General features: G+C 72.3%; 12 protein-coding genes and 2 tRNA genes. 3 read left to right on the top strand and 11 right to left on the bottom strand.

Features of this window, described 5'->3' with window-relative positions; all coding sequences use genetic code 11:
- Positions 1–106: 106 nt before the first annotated feature.
- From ACFY0F_RS33375 to ACFY0F_RS33340, 8 genes are all read right to left on the bottom strand, one after another.
- Positions 107–865, bottom strand: coding sequence for a TetR/AcrR family transcriptional regulator C-terminal domain-containing protein (locus tag ACFY0F_RS33375; protein ID WP_388802829.1), 759 nt, complete (start codon positions 863–865; stop codon positions 107–109).
- A gap of 158 nt (positions 866–1,023) precedes the next feature.
- Positions 1,024–3,348, bottom strand: a complete 2,325-nt coding sequence (locus ACFY0F_RS33370; RefSeq protein WP_388802826.1) for an ArnT family glycosyltransferase — start codon at positions 3,346–3,348, stop codon at positions 1,024–1,026.
- Complete coding sequence (locus ACFY0F_RS33365; protein WP_388802823.1) at positions 3,345–4,841, bottom strand: glycosyltransferase; 1,497 nt, start codon at positions 4,839–4,841, stop codon at positions 3,345–3,347. The genes ACFY0F_RS33370 and ACFY0F_RS33365 overlap by 4 nt, the downstream gene beginning before the upstream one ends.
- A gap of 14 nt (positions 4,842–4,855) precedes the next feature.
- Positions 4,856–6,535 carry an ATP-binding protein gene (locus ACFY0F_RS33360; RefSeq protein WP_388802820.1) on the bottom strand — a complete coding sequence of 560 codons (1,680 nt, stop codon included), beginning with the start codon at positions 6,533–6,535 and terminating at the stop codon, positions 4,856–4,858.
- On the bottom strand, positions 6,532–7,272 hold the full coding sequence (locus ACFY0F_RS33355; protein ID WP_234491525.1) for a response regulator transcription factor: 741 nt from the start codon (positions 7,270–7,272) through the stop codon (positions 6,532–6,534). The genes ACFY0F_RS33360 and ACFY0F_RS33355 overlap by 4 nt, the downstream gene beginning before the upstream one ends.
- A gap of 231 nt (positions 7,273–7,503) precedes the next feature.
- A complete protein-coding gene (locus tag ACFY0F_RS33350) occupies positions 7,504–8,376 on the bottom strand; it encodes a DUF2797 domain-containing protein (protein ID WP_388802816.1) in 873 nt (290 codons plus the stop codon).
- 129 nt (positions 8,377–8,505) lie between these two features.
- Positions 8,506–9,489 carry a Bro-N domain-containing protein gene (locus ACFY0F_RS33345; RefSeq protein ID WP_388802813.1) on the bottom strand — a complete coding sequence of 328 codons (984 nt, stop codon included), beginning with the start codon at positions 9,487–9,489 and terminating at the stop codon, positions 8,506–8,508.
- 66 nt (positions 9,490–9,555) lie between these two features.
- Entirely contained in the window at positions 9,556–9,945 is a 390-nt protein-coding gene (locus ACFY0F_RS33340) for an HGxxPAAW family protein (protein ID WP_388802810.1), read from the bottom strand.
- A gap of 128 nt (positions 9,946–10,073) precedes the next feature.
- On the opposite strand from ACFY0F_RS33340, the gene ACFY0F_RS33335 reads away from it, so the two are divergent.
- Complete coding sequence (locus ACFY0F_RS33335; RefSeq protein ID WP_388802807.1) at positions 10,074–10,568, top strand: MarR family winged helix-turn-helix transcriptional regulator; 495 nt, start codon at positions 10,074–10,076, stop codon at positions 10,566–10,568.
- A gap of 477 nt (positions 10,569–11,045) precedes the next feature.
- Here ACFY0F_RS33335 and ACFY0F_RS33330 read toward each other — a convergent pair.
- Positions 11,046–11,118: transfer RNA gene (locus ACFY0F_RS33330), tRNA-Arg, on the bottom strand.
- Between the two features lie 175 nt (positions 11,119–11,293).
- Positions 11,294–11,384: transfer RNA gene (locus ACFY0F_RS33325), tRNA-Ser, on the bottom strand.
- A 237-nt stretch (positions 11,385–11,621) separates the two neighbouring features.
- Here ACFY0F_RS33325 and ACFY0F_RS33320 point away from each other — a divergent pair.
- Positions 11,622–12,089 carry an SSI family serine proteinase inhibitor gene (locus ACFY0F_RS33320; RefSeq protein WP_388803050.1) on the top strand — a complete coding sequence of 156 codons (468 nt, stop codon included), beginning with the start codon at positions 11,622–11,624 and terminating at the stop codon, positions 12,087–12,089.
- 263 nt (positions 12,090–12,352) lie between these two features.
- Positions 12,353–16,870, top strand: coding sequence for a PAS domain-containing protein (locus ACFY0F_RS33315; RefSeq protein ID WP_388802804.1), 4,518 nt, complete (start codon positions 12,353–12,355; stop codon positions 16,868–16,870).
- A 129-nt stretch (positions 16,871–16,999) separates the two neighbouring features.
- On the opposite strand, the gene ACFY0F_RS33310 is transcribed toward ACFY0F_RS33315, so the two are convergent.
- Positions 17,000–18,676: a long-chain fatty acid--CoA ligase gene (locus ACFY0F_RS33310; protein ID WP_388802801.1), complete on the bottom strand. Its 1,677-nt coding sequence runs from the start codon at positions 18,674–18,676 to the stop codon at positions 17,000–17,002.
- Positions 18,677–18,815: the final 139 nt, after the last annotated feature.

Below are 18,815 nucleotides of genomic sequence, written 5' to 3'. Positions count from 1 at the left end.
CCGGCACGACTGGCGGACGGGGAATAGACACCGGGACCGCCGGCTCCCCCCGACGGACGGAGCCCGGCGCAGCGCCGCGCAGCCTGCGCAGCAGTGGGGGGCCTCGTCAGCCGCGTTCCACCATCGCCTCGATGCCTGCCACCAGCAGGTCCAGGGCGAAGGTGAAGTCCCGCTCCAGCATCTCGTTGACCGTGTCGCCGCCGCGGGCCCTCATGATCTCCTCGGACTCCGCCAGGAACGCGGCGGGCTCGCCCGGCGTCCCGGTCACCGCGCTCATGGCCTGCTGGAAGTAGTCGTCGGGGCTCAGTCCGGTGTCCGCGGCCCGCGCGGAGAAATGGCCCTCGACGGTGCCGTAGCCGTACACGAACTGGAACACGGCCGAGATCGCACCGGTCACCCCGTGCGCGGGCAGCCCCGCCCGGCGCATGACCCGCTGCAGCACCCGCGAGAAGGCCAGCGCGTTCGGCCCGATGTTCAGGAACCGTCCCACCAGCGGCGACAGCCAGGGATGGCGCACCAGCAGCCCCCGGTACTCCCGGGCCAGCGCCCGCACCTGGTCCCGCCAGTCCTCGTCCGCGGCCTCCGGGTCGGGCAGCCGGAGCTCGCCGAGGGCCGCGTCCAGCGCCAGTTCGAGCAGGTCGTCCTTGGTGTCGACGTACCAGTACAGGGACATCGCGGTGACGTTCAGCTCGGCGGCCAGCCGCCGCATGGAGAGCTTCGTCAGCCCCTCCGCGTCCAGCAGCCGCACGGTGACCCGGGTGATCCGGTCACGGTCCAGCCCGGTGGGCTGCCCTCGTCCGCCCCGGCGCGGCTTGCCCTCCAGCCAGACACTGGACCGCGCCGACCGCTCGCCAGCCTTCGCCATCGGCGCACCTTCCTCGACCTGTGGGGCCACTTTCCACGATGCCAGAGCTGTACCCCGTCCGCGGCCGCGCGCGTCGTGGACACGAGGGAGGCGGTGGCCCCTCGGCCACCGCCTCCCTCGTCGAACCGCTCTCCGTACCGGCCGTGAGCGGCCGGCCGTCAGCCGCCGGTCTTCTGCGTGAGGTCGTAGAAGGTGGCCGAACCGACCGTCACCTTCTTGAAGTTGCTCTGGACCCACGAGGTGATCTGCGACGCCGTTCCGCTGTTGCCCCCTCCCATGCCGCCGCCCATGCCGCCGCCCGAGATGAAGTAGTGGATCTTGCCTTCCGTCACGTACTGCTTGAACTGGGCCAGCGTCGGCGACGGGTCGGTGCCGTTGAAGCCGCCGATCGCCATCACCGGGTCACCGGTGGCCAACTGGTAGCTCGCCGCGTTCTGGGAGCCGATGGACGCGGCGACCCAGGTGTACTCGCCGGCATCGGCCTCCAGCAGCTTCTTGGCCTCGGAGCTGACGCTGGCGCCGTTCAGCAGACCGCCGGCGCCACCGGCGCCGCCCATCCGACCGCCCTCGCCCATCCGACCGCCGCCGGGGAAGCCGCCGCCGTTCCGCTGGTTCTGGGTGGTGCCGCCGTTCTGCCGGCTCTGGCCCGGCATACCGCCACCGGGGAAACCGCCGGTGGCGTTGCCTTGCTGCCCCTGCTGCCCCTGCTGCCCCTGACCCGGCATACCGCCACCGGGGAAACCGCCGGTGGCGTTGCCTTGCTGCCCCTGCTGCCCCTGCTGCCCCTGACCCGGCATACCGCCGCCGAAGCCGCCGCGCATACCGCCGCCGGGACCGCCACGGCCGCCGCCCATCATGCTCGCGCCGGCCGGACCCGCCGTGACGATGGAGCCGGTGTGGCCCTCCTGCAGCGTGCTGAGGGTGTACGCGGTCGGGCCGGCCAGCGCCGCCACCAGACCGGCCGCCGCCGCACCGAGGGCCAGCCGGCGGGTCACCCGACCCGCGAAGACCAGGCCGAGCGCGGCGGCCAGACCGCCGACCAGCACCAGCCACTTCAGCCAGGGCAGGTAGTCGGAGGTGCGGTTGAGCAGCACGTACCCCCAGGCCGCGGCCGCCACGACGGAGGCCGCGAGGGTGATCGACGCCCACGTCTCCCGCCGCTTCTCCCACAGCAGCCCGGCGCCCATGCCGGTCACGGCCGCGAGGTAGGGGGCGAGGGCCACCGTGTAGTACTGGTGGAAGATGCCCGCCATATAGCTGAAGACCACCATGGTGATCAGCAGCGAACCGCCCCACACCAGGAACGAGGCGCGGGTCACGGACGTCCGCTTCACCCTCCGGGTGGCCACCAGGCCCGCGACCAGCAGGATCAGCGCGGCCGGCAGCAGCCAGGAGATCTGGCCGCCGACCTCGGAGTTGAACATCCGGTTCCAGCCGGTCTCACCCCACATGCCGGTACCGCCGCCCGCGCCACCGCCGCCACCGCCGACGCTGCCGGTCTCGTCGCCGCTCAGCCGGCCGAGGCCGTTGTAGCCGAAGGTCAGCTCCAGGAAGGAGTTGTTCTGCGAACCGCCGATGTACGGACGGGACGAGGCGGGCCACAGTTCGACGATCGCGACCCACCAGCCGCCGGAGACGACCAGCGCGGCCGTCGCCGCGGCGAGCTGCCCGAACCGCTTCCTCAGCGACACCGGCGCGCACACCGCGTACACGATCGCCAGCGGCGGCAGGATCAGGAAGGCCTGCAGGGTCTTGGCGAGGAACGCGAAGCCGATCGCCACACCCGCCCAGAGAAGCCACTTGGTACGGCCGTCCTCCAGGGCCCGGACCACCAGGTAGCAGGCCGCGGCCATCAGCAGCGCCAGCATCGCGTCCGGGTTGTTGAACCGGAACATCAGCGCCGCGACGGGGGTGAGCGCGAGCACCGCACCCGCGATCAGACCGGCCGCGGGACTGAACCGGCGGCGCACGCCCGCGTACACCACGGCGACCGTCGCCACGCCCATGACGACCTCGGGCACCAGGATCGCCCACGAGTTGAGGCCGAAGATCCGCACCGACAGCGCCATCGGCCACAGCGAGGCCGGGGGCTTGTCGACGGTGATGGCGTTGCCCGCGTCCAGCGATCCGAAGAAGAACGCCTTCCAGGACCTGCTGCCCGCCTGTACGGCCGCCGAGTAGAAGGAGTTGGCGTAGCCGGAGGCGCTCAGGTTGTACAGGTACAGCAGGAAGGTGGCGGCGAGCAGGCCGAGGAAGGCCGGGCGCACCCAGCGCGGGTCCTCGGGTCGGCCGCGCCACAGTCTGCGGACGAAGGGCTGTTCGGGCTCCCCCGAACCGGGCGCCGGCGCCGTGGGCGGCTGCTGCGGTTGGTGCGGCCGCGGGGCGGCCGGGGAGACGGCCGGGGGAGCGGCGGCCTCGGGCGGGCCCCAGCCGGAGGGACCGGTGCCCCCCGGGTGGGTCGTGTGGTCGGTGTGGGTGCTCATCGGGCGTCCCTCGGGTCGGTGTCGTGGGGACGGACCGGCTGCAACTGCATCGTCGCGTCCCTCCAGGTGCCGTCCGCGGCTTCACCGGCGCGGAACTGAGTTGTCGTGTCGTACGTCGGGTCGTACGCCGTCGGGTCGTACGTCGTCGAGGCGTACGTCGTCGGGGCGTACGGGCCCTGCTGCGGGATCACCGTGCGGTACGCAGGCGAGGACGGGTCCTGCCCGGCCACGGCCGCCGGGTCCTCGGCGGTCTCGTCGCGGTCCGGGAACACCCACGCGCGGAACAGCAGGAACCGCAGCACCGTCGCCGCGAGGTTGGCGGCGATCAGCACCGCCAGTTCGGTGGAGTGCGCGGGGTCGGAGGTGGCCGCGTTCAGCGCGGCGAGCGAGCCGCTGGTCAGGGCGAGGCCGATACCGAAGACCACCAGGCCCTGCGCCTGGTGCCGGACGGCGCCGCCCCGGCCGCGCACCCCGAAGGTGAGCCGCCGGTTGGCCGCCGTGTTCGCCACCGCCGAGACCAGCAGGGCCAGGGCGTTGGCGAGCTGCGAGCCGGAGAACTGCCGGAAGACGCTGTACAGCGCCAGGTAGAACAGGGTGGACAGACCGCCGACGACGCAGAACCCGACCAGTTGGCGGGCCAGCCCCTTCGGTACGTCCTTGATCTCCCGGTCGCGGGGGTCGTCGCCGAACGGCCGGGTGAGCCGGTCCAGCGGCAGCGAACCGGTGGTCAGGGCCTTCCCGATCCGCCACACGCCCTTGAGGTCGTCGGTCGCCGTCTTCACGATGTGCACCGTCGAGTCCGGGTCGTCGACCCAGTCGACCGGCACCTCGTGGATCCTGAGGCCCGCCCGCTCGGCGAGCACCAGCATCTCGGTGTCGAAGAACCAGCCGGTGTCCTCCACGAGCGGCAGCAGCACCTGGGCGACGTCACGCCGGATCGCCTTGAAGCCGCACTGCGCGTCCGAGAACCGGGCCTGCAGCGAGCCGCGCAGGATCAGGTTGTAGGCGCGGCTGATGAACTCCCGCTTGGGACCGCGCACCACCCGCGAGGAGCGGGCCAGCCGGGATCCGATCGCCAGGTCGGAGTGACCGGAGATCAGCGGCGCCACCAGCGGCAGCAGCGCGTTGAGGTCGGTGGACAGGTCGACGTCCATGTAGGCGAGGACCGGGGCGTCCGAAGCGGACCACACGGTCCGCAGGGCACGGCCCCGGCCCTTCTGCTCCAGGCGGAAGTTGGTGACCTCCGGGATCTCCGCCTCCAGCCGCGCCGCCACCTGGGGGGTGGTGTCCGTGGACGCGTTGTCCGCGATCGTGATGCGGAACGCGTACGGGAAGGTGCGCGTGAGGTGCTCGTGCAGTCTGAGCACACAGGGCTGGAGGTCCTTCTCCTCGTTGTAGACGGGGATCACTACGTCCAGGACAGGCGTACCGGCGTCGCCGGCCGGGAGGTGCTCCCGCGCCGGCAGGGTGCCGGGAGAAGAGTCGGTTCGCATGCCAACGACTCTGGTCAAGCGCCCTGTTGCACCCATGTGGTGGTGCTGTGGTGTGCCTGTGAGTGCGACTGCCGGTTCGTTTCGGAGGCCGGCCGGGGCACGGCGGGACCGAGCGCGGGCAGGTGCATGGTGAACACCGTCCGCCCCGGCACGCTGTCCACGGTCACCGCGCCGCCGTGCGCGGTCGCCACCGCCTGCACGATGGCGAGGCCCAGACCGGTCGAACCGGTCGCCCTCGACCGCGCGGAGTCGCCGCGCGCGAACCGCTCGAAGACGTGCGGCAGCAGCTCGGGCGGGATGCCCTGGCCGTTGTCCTCTACGTCCACGCACATCCACGGACCGCGCCGCTGCACGCGCGCGGTGATGGTCGTCCCGGGCGGGGTGTGCTTGCGGGCGTTGCCCAGCAGGTTGACCAGCACCTGCTGGATCCGGGCCGCGTCCGCCGACACCAGGGCCGGTTCGTCGGGCAGGTCGAGCCGCCAGGTGTGGTCCATGCCGGCCGCACGCGAGTCGCTGATCGTGTCCACGACCAGCGGGATCAGGTCGGTCTGCTCGAACTGCAGCGGGCGCCCGGCGTCGAGTCGTGCGAGGAGCAGCAGGTCCTCGACGAGCAGGGTCATCCGCCCGGCCTCGGACTCGATACGCCCGAGGGCGTGCCGGGTGTCGGGTCCGACCTGCTCGCGTCCCCGCCGCGTGAGCTCGGCGTACCCGCGGATGGAGGCGAGCGGCGTCCGCAGCTCGTGACTGGCGTCGGCCACGAACTGCCGTACCCGCATCTCGCTCTGCTGCCGTGCGTGCAGCGCGCCGTGCACATGGTTCAGCATGCGGTTCAGCGCCGCGCCGACCTGCCCGACCTCGGTGTGCGGATCGGTCTCCGACTCCGGGACGCGCTCGCTGAGGTTCACCTCACCGGTGTGGAGGGGGAGTTCGGAGACGCGGGTGGCGGTGGCGGCGACGCGGCGGAGGGGGCGGGTGGCGATTCCGACGAGGACGTATCCGGCGATGACGGCGGCGCCGAGGCCGGCGGCGGTGACGCTGACCTCGACGATGATCAGCGTGTTGATGGTGCCGTTGACCTCAGCGGTGGGGAGGGCGACGTAGTACGACTCCTTGTGATCGTCGCTCGTGACGTACTTGACGCGGTACTCCCCGAGACCCGGGACGTTCACCGAGTGCTCGTGGTCGTCCTTCGCCACGGCGGCGAGGGCCGCCTTCTGCGCCGTGTCGAGGCGGTGGGCGCTCATTCGCTCGAAGACGCCGTTGCCGTCCTTCTGCGTCTCGGACATGGCCGCACTGGCGATCTTGCCGTTCTCCACATAAGCGGCGATGGTCTTCGGCGGATTGGGGGGCTGCTCAACGAACTTCACGGCCTTGGCACTCGCCCGAACATTCCGAAACGCCCTGCCACCCGCCGGGATGTCGGTGCTCGAACCCCCTGGGGGCGACTGGTCCCCGGTGCCGCCGGGCGGCCGCTTGCCGTCCATGGAACCGCCCACCGCGTGCCTGGCGACTTCTTCCACCTTTACGTCCAGCTGTTGATACAGATGGGACTTCAGCGCAACGGTCGTCACGGTGCCGATCACCGCACACACCACGGCGATCAACACCACGGACGCGACGACGAGCCGCGACCGAAGAGTGCGCGGCTTACCCGCACGTCGCTTCTGCGCACGCGGCCGTCGTCGCCCGCTCATGACGCGGCGGGCTTGATCAGATAGCCGGCCCCGCGCCGGGTGTGGATCATCGGCTCACGCCCCGCGTCGATCTTGCGCCGCAGGTACGAGATGTAGAGCTCGACGACGTTGGCCTGACCGCCGAAGTCGTACGACCACACGCGGTCCAGGATCTGCGCCTTGCTGAGCACGCGTCGCGGATTGCGCATCAGGAAGCGCAGGAGTTCGAACTCGGTGGCGGTCAGGTGTATCGAATCCCCCGCCCGCGACACCTCGTGGCTGTCCTCGTCCAGGGTCAGGTCACCGACCACGAGCACCGAGTCGGACCGCCGGTCGGCCGCACCGGAGCGCCGGATGAGCCCCCGCAGCCTGGCCACGACCTCCTCCAGGCTGAACGGCTTGGTGACGTAGTCGTCGCCACCGGCGGTGAGACCGGCGATCCGGTCCTCGACCGCGTCCTTGGCCGTCAGGAAGAGCACCGGCACGTCGGGCAGCTCCCGCCGCAGCCGTCCGAGGACGGTCAGCCCGTCCATGTCGGGCAGCATCATGTCCAGGACGACGGCGTCGGGCCGGAACTCGCGAGCCGTCTGGATGGCCCCCGTGCCATCACCCGCACTCCTGATCTGCCAGCCCTCGTAACGAAGAGCCATGCTCAGCAGTTCGGTGATCGACAGTTCGTCGTCCACCACAAGCACTCGGACGGGGCTCCCGTCCGGCCTCAGCAGTTCGGTGCGCCCCTGGGGCGAGGTCGTGGTCATGGTGGACACCATGTCGGGGCCCTCTGAGAAGACGCTTTCCCTTGTCTGTGATTTCCCTGAGAAACACACAGGGATCTCTCAGGGGACTGTCGACTCGTGGGCCGTTTCCAGCAGTTGCGGCCCCTTTGGCCCGCACGAACCTGAGCGCGTGTTCTGCGTGACCGGTGAGAGCACTGTCCAGAAGCTGTGAGCCGCCTGCGACGTCCGAGGAGGCGGCGCCCCCGGCTCCGGTCAGAAAAGCTCATCCTGCACGCTGGTCACACCAGGCAACCGCCTTACAGGAACCGTCAGTTCGCCGGCACCCGCCCGAACCAGCGGCCACCCGGTCACCAGCCGCGTGTCGAGCACGACGACCCCGCCTCCGCCCGCCAGGTGCAGGTCCGGCCCGGCGGCTGCCACGAGCTCGCCGTGCACCGTACCGCCCGGAACCAGTTCGGCCACCTCCCCGACGGCGGGCGGCAGCCCGGCCAGCCCGAACGCTCGTACGTGGTCGACGGGTCGGTACGAAGCCCGGGTCAGCGAGTCCGGCCAGCCGCCCAGCGCCACCGCCCGCGCGTGCAGCTCCGCGATCTCCGCCGCCCGCTCCTCCGCGGACGCAGGCAACGCGGAGCGCACCGCCCGCTTCTCGGCGTACGGAATCCGGTCCGGCACGCCGAGCGCGGCGAGCAGCAGCTCCTCGGTGCGCCGGGCGGCCATCAGCGGACCGGTGCCGAGCCAGCTGAAGCAGACGGCCCCCTGCTCAAGCAGCCGCGCCGAGCCGCGCCCCACCGCCGTGATGCCGACCTTGACCATGCCGGGCCCGAACCACGCCAGATATACGCGGTAGGGCCGGGGATCGTCCGCGATCGTGTCCGCCGCCACCGAGTGCGCCCGGTCCAAACGGGCGCACTCCTCGCACCGCGCGCCGGTACTGCGCCCCGGCACCACCGCCCGCACCGGACAGGCATGCCCCCGCGCTCCCACACATGTCCTGGCTCCCCCTTCCGCGACCCCGAAGGCCACCCGCTTCCCCCACGGCAGCGCACTGCTCCGGCCGCCGTCCCACACCAGCACGGGACCGTCCGCCGACCACCGCAGCCCCGAGCACTTCCATGCCTGTGCCATCACTCATCAGAGTAGGAGGCACCACTGACAACGCCCCGCGACGACCGCGAGGCGCTACGGTAGGAAAAGGCCCGAAGCCGCAACTTCGTTTTGCGACTTCGGGCCTGCTGCGTCGACCGCTATGGACCGCTAGGGCAGGACGTACACCGGCGCCCCGTCCGGCGAGCATCCCGTCTGCCGGATACACCCGCGCTTGATCAGCATGCGCACACAGTCACGCACCCGCTCCAGCGTCAGCCCCGTACGCGTGGCGACGTCCTCCAGCCGGCACCGGGCCGGTCCCCGCACGAGCGTCGGCGCCAGGTACGCCGCCACCGCGTGCACGTCCTCCGTCACGACCAGGTTCCTCGCCCGCCACCCGGCCAGCAGCTCCCGGGGCGTGGGGGAGGGGGCCTGCGTCGCGGGCGCGACCGTCCCGAACCGGCGGGCGAGGAGATCGAGCGTGTCGGCGATGCGGTGGAGCGCTTCGGCCACGGACCCCTCGGCGGACCGAAACTGTTCCTCCATCCCGGCCAGATGCTCGTTGATCCGGCGCAGCTCCTCGTTCCGCTCGACCTGCGCGACCGCCAGCGCCTCGTCCGCCCGGATGTTCCGCTCCTCCAGCCGGACGATGGCGTCGGCGACCTGCTCGGGCATGAGGTACGCCGTGCCGCCGCTGGGCGCGGGTTGTACGGGGGCCGGGTCGAGGCTGTAGGAACCGTCGCGCTGGATGGTGGCGATGACCTCGGAGACCCACACCTTGAAGGGGCGGCATTCGGGTTTGGTGCAACCGTTGACGAGGGCGATCAGCCCCCGGAGGTCAACCATCTTCATCGACTTTTTGAGCCCGTGACCAGCAATCTTGTGTGAGGCGTCTACTCCATAGACGCTTCGCGCAAGATCGTCCAGGGTCTGCTGACAGTCCTCTGCAACATGCCACAACAACGCCTGACGCGTGTTTGCGTAGCCGAGATTCAGTGCGACGTCCACCGCCGGGAACCAGTGCTCCCCGTCCGGCAACGTCAGCCTCCGCACCCGCGCCCCCGTGGCCGCGAACACGAAGTCGTTGATGTCGATCGCGTCCTGCTTGTGTGCCGTCGGCTCTTCCGCCGGCATGTCGTTCTGCTCGTACATCGAGCATCACCTCCACACCGGAAGCTAGGAGCACATACAGCCAACTCCCGTTCGTACGAGGTACATTCACTCGAAAGGTGACAGAGGTACCGATTCTGCCAACTCGCCGCCCGCCCCGCCCGATCCGACCGGCACCACGGCCGCCGCACGCCGCCCGCGCCCCCGCCCCGCCAGCCGGCACCCCACGCACCCGGTGTGCCCCTCCCGCGCCAGCGGATCGCGCACCCGCATCCCCCACTGTTCCCGGGGCCGCACCCCGGGCGGCTTGCCCCAGCCGGAGAGATGCAGAGCCCAGGTGGCGAGGACGCCGAGGGCGACGACGGCCAGCCCGCCACCCACGACGGCAATCGACGCCGTACACACCCCCAGCCCCACGATCCCGGTTCCGGCGACCGCGATACCGAAGCCGGTCCAACCGGCGATCGTGTGCCCCTCGTCGTACGAATGTGCGCTCACGAACCCGCCTCCCTCTCACAGGGCGTGCCTAGGCAGCAGAATCAACCCGACGCGGGAGACGCCACACTTCCCTCACGTCGTAAGAAACTTAGCAGCTAAATCTCTCACGAGCTAAGGAATACCGAAGGATGCAAGGCACGCCGCGCCCGCCCGCCACCCCGGCCCAGGCGCTGGCCGCGATGGACCATCTCATCGCGGCCCACCTGATCGGACAGCAGGAACTGGCCCGGCGACTGGGCCTGAACGTCACCGACCTGACCTGTTTCGGCTTCGTGCTGGAGGCCGGCGACCACCTCCTCACGGCCGGCGACCTGGCGGCCCGCGCCCACGTCACCACGGGAGCGGTCACCGGGATCCTCAACCGCCTGGAACGCGCCGGATACGTCACCCGCCGCCCCGACCCCACCGACCGCCGTCGCGTCCGCGTGGCAGCCCTCCCCGAGGCGGTCGAGCGCGTCACCGCCGTGTACGCGGGCCACTACGCCCGCCTGAACACCCTCTTCGCCGACTACTCGCCCGACGAACTCGCCGTCGTCACCGACTGGTTCACCCGCGCCACCGCACTCGCCCACGAATACCTCGAGAAACTCAACAAGGGCGAGTCCGGCGGCGGGGAGTGCTGAGGGGACCGGCCCGTCAGCCGACCGGCCTGGTCATGGCCCGGATCTCGCTGAACGGCGAGTAGTTGCCGGCCGCGTCATAGGTACGGGCCCGGTACTCCTAGGTGATCCCGTCGGCGGGCAGTTGGTCGCAGACGGTGACGAAGGCCGGGTCGCCGCGCGGGTCGTAACCCTGGTGCGCCACGACGGACCACGTGTCCGTACCCGCCGCGCGGCGCTCGATCCCGAAGCCGGTGAAGTCGCGGATCCGGGCCGGCGTTTAGTCGTCGGCGGCCGCCCGGATGCCGCCCTCGCAGGAGCCGACGAGGATCACCACCAAGTACGGAACCCCGATCGAGCCGGGCGACCTCACCCGCATGTTCGCCTCTCGGCAAGCCGCCCGATGCCATGGGCGGCACCGGGTGATGCCGTATCCACTTCGCTGCTGTACGGCCCTGAAACGCCGAAGGCCCCGGATCGCTCCGGGGCCTTCAACCTGTGTGCACTCGGCAGGATTCGAACCTGCAACCTTCTGATCCGTAGTCAGATGCTCTATCCGTTAAGCTACGAGTGCTTGTTCTGTTTTCGTCTCCGCTCCCGGCTCTTCCTGCCCGCTCGCGGCGACAGGAAGAACATTACATGACTGCCGCCGCCATGTGAAATCCGTTCCGCACACCCCTTGTGACCTGCGGAAACGCCAAAGCACCGAAGCCCCGGTCCGTGGGGACCGGGGCTTCGGTGATCAGGTGCGGAGGCGGAGGGATTTGAACCCTCGATGGGCTGTAAGGCCCAAACCGCATTAGCAGTGCGGCGCCATAGACCGGACTAGGCGACGCCTCCAGCACAACCCCCACGCGAGCGCGTGAGTGGTGCGTGCAGATGATGACACAGTCGAGCGTCGTGTCACCAACCGGCTCCCACGGTACTAGGCAGTCGGGCCGCAGGGCAAAGCCGTTCGTGTCGGCGCGGCGGTCGGGCGGCGGTCGGGGTGAGGGGGCGCAACGTCCTGGCGGGCGGAGCGTTGGGCAGGGCATGTTGCTGGTCATCTCGCGGGCGGCTGCGGCGGGCCGGGCGTCCATGGTCACCGTCGCCGCCGTTGCCGTCACCGCCGCTGTCGCCGCCCTCTCCCCCCTGGCCGCGGCGCCCGCCGTCGCCGCCGTGCCCGGGGTGTTGTCGGTGCCGCCGCCCGTGCGTCCCGAGGACCGGGTCACCGTCACCGGGGACCACCTCACCGTGACCGTCCTGCACGCGGGTGGTGGCCGTGACGGGACGTACGAGCTGTTCTGCCATCCGGAGGCCGGCAGCCATCCGGACCCGGCCGGGGCCTGCCGGACGCTGGACCGGAACACGCGGTGGGGCCGGGACGTCTTCGCGCCGGTCGCGCCGGGCAGTGTCTGCACCATGCAGTACGGGGGGCCGGCCACCGCCCGCGTCACGGGGACCTGGGCCGGGCGGCCCGTCGACGCCGTGTACGACCGGAGCAACGGGTGTGAGGCGGAGCGGTGGGACCGGCTCGTGCCCCTGCTGCCCGAGCTGCGTGCGTAGCGCCCTCTCGGACAGATGTTTCATGGCGGAATCCCCGGTCCCGTAAATGTCCTGCGAAGGTCCGGCCGCCCAAAAAGCCGAGGCAGGACGGAGGCCGGGGCAGGCGGTCACACGTTCCCCTCACTTCGTCGTGCGACCTCCCTCTCATCCGGCGCCGCCGGGGCAACCGGTGCCCTTAGACTCCCTCGCGTGACACGTTGCGGGCCGGTTGGCAAGATGGCCCGAGCGGTCGGCAATATGCGGTAACAGGGAGGAAGCGTTTCGTGAGCAGCAGGCCATCCCGAGGCGCTGCTCGCCTCGCAGCCATACTCGACGCGCTTCCCGATGCGTTGGTGCTGGTCAACGCCAATGGAACCGTCGTCAACGCCAACACCATCGCGTTGGAGGCCTTCGAGGCCCCGGGGACGGCTCTGGTGGGGCGCGGGCTGCTCGATCTGCTGCCCGACTTCGACTCCAGGCTCATCCCGGGCTCCATGCGGCGGCCCGATCACATGGATCCGCGGGGCCGGACCAAGCCGACGCGCATGGTCGCCCGGCGCACCGACGGCACCGAGTTCCCGGTCGAGGTCACCAGCGCGAACCTGGAGAACGGGCAGCAGGCCTACGACGGTTACGGCTACACCGGCGACGAGCTGCTGATGCTCGTCGTACGGGACCTGTCCGGCACCGTCGACACCGAGGCCGAGCTGGCCCGCTCGCAGCGGCAGACCGAGATGATCCTCCGGGCCGCCTCCGAGGGCGTCGTGGGAACGGACACCGACGGGCGGATCGTCCTCGTCAATCCGGCCGCCGCGCAGATACTCGGCTACCGGGCCAGCGAGCTCGGCGGCAAGGAGCTGCACACCCTCGTGCTGCACTCCCGTGCCGACGGCGCCCCCTTCCCGTACGACGAGTCGCCGCTCGCCGACACCCTGCGCTCCGGGCGCAAGCACCGGGTGCGCGGGCAGGTGCTGTGGTCCAAGGCGGGGGACAAGGTGGCGGTCGATCTGACCACCGCCCCCGTGCGCGACGGCGACCAGCTGGTCGGCGCCGTGATGACCTTCAACGACCGGCGGCCGTACGACGCGCTCGCCGAGGAGAAGGCCGCCCTGGAGAAGGCGCACGCCGAGGAGCTGGAGAAGCTCTCCGAGGAGCACGCCTCCGACCTGACCGCGCTGCGCCAGCAGCACGTCACCGAGCTCGAGGAGCTGCGCGAGCGGCACGCCGATGAGCTGGCGGCCGGCGAGGACCGGTACGCCGCGCTCGGGGAGCGGGAGAAGGACCGCTACGAGGCCCTGGCCGGGCGGCACGAGCAGCTGCTCACCCTGCTCGGGCGTTCCCTGCGCGGGCCGCTGGACGAGCTGCGCCGGGAGCTGGCGGCGCTCGCCGCCGACGACGCCGGGCAGCTGTGGCCCGAGGCCAACCAGGTGCTCCACCATCTGTCGGCGGGTTACTCGCGCATCACCCAGCTGATCGACAACGTCCTCGCCTACCAGCTGCTCGACACGGGCGCGGAGAACGTCGTACGGACGAAGGTGATGCTGGACTCGGTGGTCGCCGCCGGTGTCGACGGGGCCGTCGAGCTGATCGGGCCGGGGCGGGTGCAGTTCGCCGTGCACGCGCCGCCGATCGAGGCCGAGGTCGACCCGCAGCGGCTCGCGACCGCGCTGGCGCATCTCGTCGCGGACGTCGCCGGCGTCGACGCGACCGGCAACACGCCCGTCTCGGCGGGCGGTTACATGGACAACACGGTCGTCGTGGCGGCCGCGCAGCGCGGCGAGGTCGTACGCATCGAGGTCCGCGGGCCGTACTCCGGGGGAGACCCGGTGCACGAGCCGATCGTCCGCGGGATCGTGCGCGCCCACGGTGGTGTGCTGCAGACGCACGACGTGCCGGGGATGAGCGGCAGCGCGTACGTGCTCGAGGTGCCGATCGGAGGCGGGGCGGGGGCCGTCCCGGCACCGGACCAGGCGCATGTCCCGGGTGCCCAGCTGGCGCTGGCCGGCGCTCCCGCCACCGATGAGGAGGCCGCGGTCGAGGCCGGCTCCGATGGCTCCGATGGTGGGCAGCTCGGCTCCGGCGGCCGGCGACGAGCCCGGCGGGGCTCCACGGACGCCTTCCTGGAGAGCGAGGTTCCCGTCGAGTCGGGCGCTGACGGTGCTCAGGCGCCCGCGCCGACCGGGCGGCGCCGCAGGCGTGCCGTCGAGGAGGCGGCGCAGCCGGCGCCCGAGAGCACGGACGTCTCCGGTGGCACCGGGCGGCGGCGGGGACGGCCCGCCGAGGACGCCGGTGCCGGTGGTGACCAGGGGGTCGCCGAGGGGGCCGTCGTGACGGCGGCCGAGCATGCAGCGGGGACCGCCGCCTCGGGCACGGGACTCGGCGGGACCGTGCCTCCGCAGGGCGTTCCCGCGTCCGGCGGGCGGCAGATCCCGCGTGACGCCGGGGAGCGGCAGGCCTTGCCGCCCGCCCTGCCCGCGGCCGGGACCGGTGCCGAGGCCGCGCAGCCGACCGGGCGTCGGCGGCGTGCGCTGGCCGCCGCGGCCGAGCGCGCCGCCGCACAGGAGGCGGGCGCCCGTACGGTCTTCGCCCTGCCGCCCGCGGCGGCGGACCGCCCGGCCGAGGGGCAGGAGCAGGGTTCGGTGCCGGTTCCGGGGCAGGCGCAGGGCGTCGAGCCGGTGCAGGGCGTGGAGCCGGTGCAGGTTCCGGGGCAGGTGCAGGTTCCGGGGCAGGCCGCGGCCATGGATCAGCCGCAGACGCCGGGACAGCCACAGGTTCCGGGGCAGCCACAGGCGCCGGGGCAGCCACAGGTTCCGGGTCAGCCGCAGATGCCGGGCATGGAAGCGCCGGGGCCGGTCGAGAACGGCGCGGCTCCCGTACCGGCCGGTGCGCCGGTGGACGAAGGCCGGCACGACGCCGTCGCCCACGACCAGGCGGAGGACCACACCCCGCCCCAGCCGCATCCCACCAGCGCGCCGACCGGCCGCCGTCGGCGCGTCGTGGCCCCGCCGCAGCAGCCGGCGGAGACCGCCGGGCCGGCCGCGCAGATTCCGGCCCAGTCCGTTCCCGCTCAGCAGGCTCAGCCCGGTGTCGCCGTACCCGCGCAGGGCGGCGTCGGCCAGGGCGTGCAGGTGGCATCCGTGCCGGGGAGCTCGGTGCAGATGGCTCCCGGCCAGCCGGTCGCGGTCCCGGCGGCCCTGAGCCAGACCGTCCCGGCCCAGGCCACCCCCGGTCAGCTCCCGGCCGCTGCGCAGCCCGCACCCGTCCAGGCACCGGCAGCCCAGCCGGTCCCGGCGCCGACCGCCCCCGGACAGGCGCCGCAGGCCGTGCCCGCCGCCGCGTCGGTTCCGGCGCAGAACGCGGGGCAGGTGCCCGCCGCCCAGCCGCTGCCCGCGGAGGCGGCTCCCGGTCGGGCCGCCGCGGGCCTGGATCCCGCGGGCCAGGCTCCGGCTGCGCCGGTCCCCGCGCCGGCCCCCGCCGGTCCCGCGGCTCCGGCCGCGGGCGTCGCCGGCCCGGCGAACGCAACGCCCGCCGCGGCCCCGAACGGCGCTCCGACCCCGGCCTCCGGCACCCCTCTCCCCCCGGAGCACGCCGCCGTGCAGTCCCCCGCCGCCCAGCCGCTGCCCGAGCAGGCGGCCGGTGTGCCGGCCGACGTGACCTCGACGCAGGGGCGGGGCTTCAGCGTGCGGACGCTGGGCCAGGGCGTGCCGTTCAGCAGGCAGGCCGCGCAGGTGCAGCAGCCGACGGCCACGCCGACCCCGCACCAGCCCGGCGGTTCCGGACGGCGCCGCAAGCTGGGCACGCCGCCCGACCCGGCCGCGCGCCCGGAGCAGCGCCCGGAGCAGGGTGCCCGCCCGCATCCGCCCGCCGAGCAGCCGCAGGTGCAGCCGGTCGCGCCCCCCGTTCCCCAGCCGTCCCTGGCCGGGCAGTCGCGGCTCGCCCCGGCCACCGAGGGCGCCGGGCGGTCGTACGCGATAGGCGCCCCGGACGAGAACGCCGCCGAGGGACCCGAGCCGCTGGACGGTCCGGGCGGGGCGGTCGAGGTCGCGGACACCCCGCGTCCGCAGCCGATGGACGACGAGTTGCCGCCGGAACCGCTGGACAACCCGCGCCGGCTGCTGGTGTGGCCCGCGCCGGACGTCACCACGCAGCAGGCGCTCAGCGACCGCGGCTACCGGCCGGTGATCGTGCACTCGCGCGAGGAGGTCGACGCGCAGATCGCGGCCTTCCCCGCCGCGCTGTTCGTCGATCCGCTGACCGGGCCGATCACTCGTACCGCTCTGCAGTCGCTGCGGCAGGCGGCGGTCGCGGCAGAGGTGCCGGTGCTGGTCACGGCCGGGCTCGGGCAGGCGACCCGTGAGGCCGCGTACGGTGCCGATCCCGCCGTCCTGCTGAAGGCGCTCGCGCCGCGGGACAGCGAGCAGCACCCGCCGCGGGTGCTGCTGATCGAGGAGCACGCGGAGATCGCGCTGGCCCTGACGGCGACGCTGGAGCGGCGCGGGATGCAGGTCGCGCGGGCCGCGAGCGACACGGACGCGGTGACGCTGGCGGGGCAGCTCAGGCCGAACCTGGTCGTGATGGATCTGATGCAGGTGCACCGGCGCCGGGCCGGGATCGTGGACTGGCTGCGCGCGAACGGCCAGCTCAACCGCACCCCGCTGGTCGTCTACACCGCCGCGGTCGACCAGGCGGACCTGCCGCGGCTGGCCTCGGGGGAGACGGTGCTGTTCCTGGCGGAGCGGTCCACCAGCGGCGAGGTGCAGAGCCGGATCGTGGACCTGCTGGCCCGCATCGGCATCAACTAGAGCCCGCTCGGCCCCTGCCGACCGGCAGGGGCCGACCGGCAGGGGCTGGCCGGTAGCGGCTGAGCGGGCGATCGGCGTCCGTGAGTCCGCGGTCGCCGGGCGGGGAGTCCCCCGCCCGGCGGGCGCGGTTCAGAGCCGGGTGACGTCCAGCTCGCCCTCCGCGTAGCGCTTGCGAAGCACCTTCTTGTCGAACTTGCCCACGCTCGTCTTCGGCACCGACTCGATGACCGTCCAGCGCTCAGGGAGCTGCCACTTGGCGATGTGGGCCTCCTCGGCGAGGAAGGCGCGCAGGGTCTCGAAGCCGGTGGTGGCGCCCTCCCGGAGGACGACGGTGGCCAGCGGGCGCTCGCCCCACTTGTCGTCGGGGACGGCGACCACCGCGGCCTCGGCGACGTCCGGGTGGGACATCAGGGCGTTCTCCAGCTCGACGGAGGAGATCCACTCGCCGCCGGACTTGATGACGTCCTTGGCCCGGTCGGTGAGGGTGAGGAAGCCGTCGGGGGAGATGGTGCCCACGTCCCCCGTCTTCAGCCAGCCGTCCTCGCTGAACTTGTCGGCGGGACGCAGGGCTTCGGCGTCGGGGCCGTTGTAGTAGGCGCCGGCGATCCACGGGCCGCGGACCTCCAGCTCGCCGGCGGACTCTCCGTCCCAGGGCAGGCGCTCGCCGCCGGGGCCGGTGAGGCGGGCCTCGACGCCGGCCGGGAAACGGCCCTGGGTGAGCCGGTAGGCGAGCTCCTCCTCCGTGCCCACGGCGTGGGCCGGCGGGCGGGCGACCGTGCCCAGGGGGGAGGTCTCCGTCATGCCCCAGGCGTGGCAGACCCGCATGCCGAGCTTGTCGAAGGCCTCCATGAGGGAGGGCGGGCAGGCGGCGCCGCCGATGGTGACCTGGGTGAGGGTGGAGACGTCACGGGGGCGGGCGGTCAGCTCGGCGAGCAGGCCCTGCCAGATGGTGGGGACGGCGGCGGCGTGCGTCGGCCGCTCGTGCTCGATCATCTCGGCGAGCGGGGCGGGCTGCAGGAAGCGGTCCGGCATCAGCAGGTTGACGCCGGTCATGAAGGTGGCGTGGGGCAGGCCCCAGGCGTTGACGTGGAACTGGGGGACGACGACCAGCGAGGTGTCCTGGTCGGTCAGGCCCATCGACTGCGTCATGTTGACCTGCATGGAGTGCAGGTAGATCGAACGGTGGCTGTACACCACGCCCTTGGGGTCGCCGGTGGTGCCGGAGGTGTAGCACATGGCCGCGGCCTGGCGTTCGTCCAGCTCCGGCCAGTCGTACGCGGTCGGCTTCCCGGCGATCAGCTCTTCGTACTCGTGCACGGGGACCGCGGCGTCCGCCAGCAGGGAACGGTCGCCCGGCCCCGTGACCACGATGTGCTCGACGGTCTTGAGGTGCGGCAGCAGGGGGGCGAGCAGCGGCAGCAGGGAACCGCCCACGATCACCACCCGGTCGGCGGCGTGGTTGACGATCCAGGCCAGCTGCTCCGCGGGCAGGCGCAGGTTGAGCGTGTGCAGCACGGCCCCCATGGAGGGGATCGCGAAGTACGCCTCGGTGTGCTCCGCGTTGTTCCACATGAGGGTCGCGACCCGGTCGTCGTCCCGGACGCCGAGGTCCTCGCGCAGAGCATGGGCCAGCTGGGCGGCGCGGGCACCGATCTCGGCGTAGCTGCGGCGGTGCGGCTCGCCCTCACCCGTCCAGGTGGTCACCTGCGACGTGCCGTGGACCGTCGACCCGTGGGTCAGGATCCTCGAGATCAGCAGCGGTACGTCCTGCATCGTGCTCAGCACGGCGTCCTCCCAAGGCGACATTGCCTGTACGGCGGTAGGGGCTGCGCTGATTCTGCTCACATACCGTGCGGTATGTCACTAGGCGGCCGAAAACTTTCGAGCGCCGAAGGGGTGGACGAGCAGGCCTGATCCAGGCGAAACCCCCCGAGGGCGTTCCAGG

Origin of the sequence: Streptomyces sp. NPDC001544, from assembly GCF_042894285.1 — a bacterium.
Lineage (GTDB): Bacteria > Actinomycetota > Actinomycetes > Streptomycetales > Streptomycetaceae > Streptomyces.
The sequence above is the reverse complement of the archived record's forward strand: the minus strand, read 5'-3'. Positions and strand labels throughout refer to the sequence as shown.

Excerpts from the sequence above, each read along its gene's own strand:
- ACFY0F_RS33310 (WP_388802801.1), bottom strand. The coding sequence starts at position 18,676 with ATGTCGCCTTGGGAGGACGCCGTGCTGAGCACGATGCAGGACGTACCG.
- ACFY0F_RS33370 (WP_388802826.1), bottom strand. The coding sequence starts at position 3,348 with ATGAGCACCCACACCGACCACACGACCCACCCGGGGGGCACCGGTCCC.
- ACFY0F_RS33350 (WP_388802816.1), bottom strand. The coding sequence starts at position 8,376 with ATGGCACAGGCATGGAAGTGCTCGGGGCTGCGGTGGTCGGCGGACGGT.
- ACFY0F_RS33320 (WP_388803050.1), top strand. The coding sequence starts at position 11,622 with ATGGTCACCGTCGCCGCCGTTGCCGTCACCGCCGCTGTCGCCGCCCTC.
- ACFY0F_RS33375 (WP_388802829.1), bottom strand. The coding sequence starts at position 865 with ATGGCGAAGGCTGGCGAGCGGTCGGCGCGGTCCAGTGTCTGGCTGGAG.
- ACFY0F_RS33335 (WP_388802807.1), top strand. The coding sequence starts at position 10,074 with ATGCAAGGCACGCCGCGCCCGCCCGCCACCCCGGCCCAGGCGCTGGCC.
- ACFY0F_RS33365 (WP_388802823.1), bottom strand. The coding sequence starts at position 4,841 with ATGCGAACCGACTCTTCTCCCGGCACCCTGCCGGCGCGGGAGCACCTC.
- ACFY0F_RS33360 (WP_388802820.1), bottom strand. The coding sequence starts at position 6,535 with ATGAGCGGGCGACGACGGCCGCGTGCGCAGAAGCGACGTGCGGGTAAG.
- ACFY0F_RS33355 (WP_234491525.1), bottom strand. The coding sequence starts at position 7,272 with ATGACCACGACCTCGCCCCAGGGGCGCACCGAACTGCTGAGGCCGGAC.
- ACFY0F_RS33345 (WP_388802813.1), bottom strand. The coding sequence starts at position 9,489 with ATGTACGAGCAGAACGACATGCCGGCGGAAGAGCCGACGGCACACAAG.